This is a genomic window from Photobacterium sanguinicancri (assembly GCF_002265265.1).
In the GTDB taxonomy this organism is placed as follows: domain Bacteria; phylum Pseudomonadota; class Gammaproteobacteria; order Enterobacterales; family Vibrionaceae; genus Photobacterium; species Photobacterium sanguinicancri.
This window is the reverse complement of record NZ_NOIF01000306.1, coordinates 1-2,987: the sequence shown is the minus strand read 5'-3', so window position 1 is coordinate 2,987 and position 2,987 is coordinate 1. Positions and strand designations below refer to the sequence as shown.

The 2,987-nt window shown below is 37.1% G+C and carries 3 protein-coding genes and 1 pseudogene; 3 read left to right on the top strand and 1 reads right to left on the bottom strand.

The window, feature by feature from the left end:
• Nucleotides 1-436: 436 nt before the first annotated feature.
• The 3 genes and pseudogenes from ASV53_RS23435 to ASV53_RS26190 all read left to right on the top strand — a co-directional run.
• Complete coding sequence (locus ASV53_RS23435; protein ID WP_094958916.1) at nucleotides 437-1,348, top strand: DMT family transporter; 912 nt, start codon at nucleotides 437-439, stop codon at nucleotides 1,346-1,348.
• A 307-nt stretch (nucleotides 1,349-1,655) separates the two neighbouring features.
• Nucleotides 1,656-2,186 carry an RDD family protein gene (locus tag ASV53_RS23430; protein WP_094958915.1) on the top strand — a complete coding sequence of 177 codons (531 nt, stop codon included), beginning with the start codon at nucleotides 1,656-1,658 and terminating at the stop codon, nucleotides 2,184-2,186.
• A gap of 83 nt (nucleotides 2,187-2,269) precedes the next feature.
• Nucleotides 2,270-2,419 (top strand): annotated as a pseudogene (locus tag ASV53_RS26190) (DNA methyltransferase); the annotation flags it as partial.
• Nucleotides 2,420-2,516: 97 nt separating this feature from the next.
• Here ASV53_RS26190 and ASV53_RS23420 read toward each other — a convergent pair.
• A complete protein-coding gene (locus tag ASV53_RS23420; protein WP_094958913.1) occupies nucleotides 2,517-2,720 on the bottom strand; it encodes a hypothetical protein in 204 nt (67 codons plus the stop codon).
• Between the last annotated feature and the right edge of the window lie 267 nt (nucleotides 2,721-2,987).

Here is a 2,987-nt window from a genome sequence, read left to right as displayed (position 1 = left end):
ATATTATCCTGATTGTTTGTTTTTGTCCTAATGCTGACTCTTATTAGAGGGGCCTGTTTGTTATTTATAAATAAAAAATAATGAGTTTTATTTTCGTAGAAGGGATGGTTTGATTGTTAAGATAAAATAGATTAGGTCGCTTTATTGTTTTTAATGTGGGAGTGTTAAAGGTTCAAGGTGAATGAGAGTGATAATAAACCGTCAATATTTATACTACCTAGCGTTAAGTGTCATAACGGTTTAAGTGATTTTTACTTGGCTGCTGAGGAATCGCTTATCGTTTAGTTGTTATTTTCGTGCTAGGAACAAAATAGTGCTTCTTGCTTATGGCAAAGCTGATGAAGTAAACAGAGTAATTATTGTGTTTTTCCCTTTCATTCCGTCGCTCAGTTCCATAAGATCACACCTTCTATACACATCAAATAGTTACGGATTTATGTCAGCTCAGTTTATGAATTTTATACCCATTGGTGTCAGATATATGTTGGTATCTGCACTGGCTTTTGCACTGATGTCTAGCTGCGTAAAATTGGTTAGCACGCATGGTATTCCTGTTTTTGAAATAGTGGCAGCGAGAGCGATTGTTTCCCTGATCATCAGTTATGTGGATGTGAAGCGAAAGGGCATTTCAATTTGGGGTAACAACAAAAAATTACTGGTGGCACGTGGTGTTGCAGGTTCACTTGCGCTGGTTTGTGTGTATTACGCTGTGGCGACATTGCCCTTAGCCGAAGCGACAATCCTTCAATACATGCACCCTGTTTTTACGGCTATTTTAGCCTTGGTATTTCTGCGCGAAAGAGTACAAGCCTCGACGGCCATCTGTATCGCCTGCTGTATTTTAGGCTTAGGGTTAATCGTAAGCCCTAACTTGTCTGCTGAAAGTGCCGCTGAGCTACCTATGTTTAGTGTGATTGTCGCGTTACTGGGTGCGCTGGGTAGCGCCGTTGCCTATGTGATCGTAAAGCGATTGAGTAAAAGCGAAGACAGTTCCGTGATCATTTTCTATTTCCCACTTATTGCTTTGCCATTTTCACTCTTTTTGTTGGGCGATGATTTTGTGATGCCGAATACAGAAGCTTTATTCTTGCTGTTATTTGTGGGTATTTTTACTCAGATAGGGCAAGTAGGACTAACCAAATCAATGCAAACTGTCGCTGCTGGCAAAGCAACGGCATACTCGTATGTGCAGGTGGTTTTTTCGATCATACTGGGTGTGTTCTTGTTTAATGAAATACCATCAGGGTGGACATTGGCTGGTGGGGCATTAATCATTATTGGTGCTTTGATCAATGTGTTTGGTAGCGTAAAGCCTAAACCGTCGAAGCTTCAAAAAGTAAGCGGATAATCGTTCTACCAAATAGCCAGAGCCACACGAGTTGTGGCTCTCGCTGCTGTTTACTGTCATCATAAAACATTATCCTAAAATAGATAACAATGACAAAGTCGTTGTGTATTGACGAGGTTGTTAGTTATAGGGCTTATATCGAATGATAGTAATACATTCTCATCTTTCGTAATACATCACATTCTGTGTGTTGAATGATATTACCTGACTGCTTTACTATCTATTAGTTTAATAGGTGTTTAATCATCTAATTAATACCATATCTGTTATAGCTGAATGCTAGAATAAATTACAGTAAGGGATAGTGATGAGATATGCAGGTTTCTGGAAAAGATTTGGCGCTGGTTGTATCGATGGAATTGTTCTTATACCCATATTTATTCTTTTGGGGTCGATTGAAAGTTCATCAAAAGAAATTGCATTATTCATGGTGTTTCCATCAGCAGGTATGTTTTTACTTTATAATATTTACTTTCATGGGCGGTGGGGAGCGACGCTCGGTAAAATGGCCATGAAAATAAAAGTGGTAAAGTGGTTTGATGAATCAGATATTTCATATAAAGAATCGGTACTACGTTTTTCTGTAGACTTAGTTTTTGCCTTGATTGTTGCCATATCAAATTTTATGGTTATAAACGCGCTATCTGCTGATGAGTACATGGCGATTAATCTACTTGATAAAAGTGAATTCTTTTATGCTAATTCACCATCATGGATGTTTTATGTGAATATATTATCTTTTCTTTGGATGGTAAGTGAGTTGTTCATTTTGTTATGTAATGAGAAAAAAAGAGCGCTTCACGATTTTATCGCTGGCACTGTTGTCATTTGCCGTTGATTCTAAGGTTTGAATAGAAACTAGGGGCGCATGTATAATTTCCTTATTGATATGCGCTCACATTTTTATTACTGTTCAGCTAAAGCTCCCATGAAGGCGAATTGGTTATAGAGCCATTCTTTGGCTCTGGTTCAACGTTAGTCGCGGCGAGCAACCTGAATTGTGAATATTTAGGTTGTGACGCCTCACCTTCGACTCATGCGTATTCTATTGAACGACAATCTGCGGTCTAGTGATCTTAGCGCTTATGATAACTTCTAAATATTAGTTATGGTCGTGGCGTGGTTAATGGTCTAAAAGACCCACTAATTGTAGGTCTTAATATTAGCTTTAGAGATTAAAAAGTGTCTCTAATAAAGCTTCTTTGGAGCTAAACCATAGCGTTGATAACTCATTATTTATGCTAACTTTAATAAATGATGAAAAAAGTTTTAGGTCTTGGCTTTCATCGATAAAAGTTAGAGCATTCACTACTGAGTTAAATGATGCGCCATCTTCACAATTCATCATAATGTTACATGCTACAAATTCCATATCTGCTCACTTCAGTTTCATATCCATTGATTTTAAATTTAACGTTGTTTTTTGTGCTTAATCGATAGGCATTCATCTCCCATGTATTTAGGCAGTGCTAAAGTAGTTTGAAATTTAATTAATCAATTCTCATTTACATTTGTTTTTAAATCTAATCTTTAGCCGTTAATAGCTATTACTGTGTATTGTCATTAATCCGTGATGTTAGAGCAGAGATATTTTATTTCGTATTTATATCCGATAATGGGCATATGCAATGTATGTTTT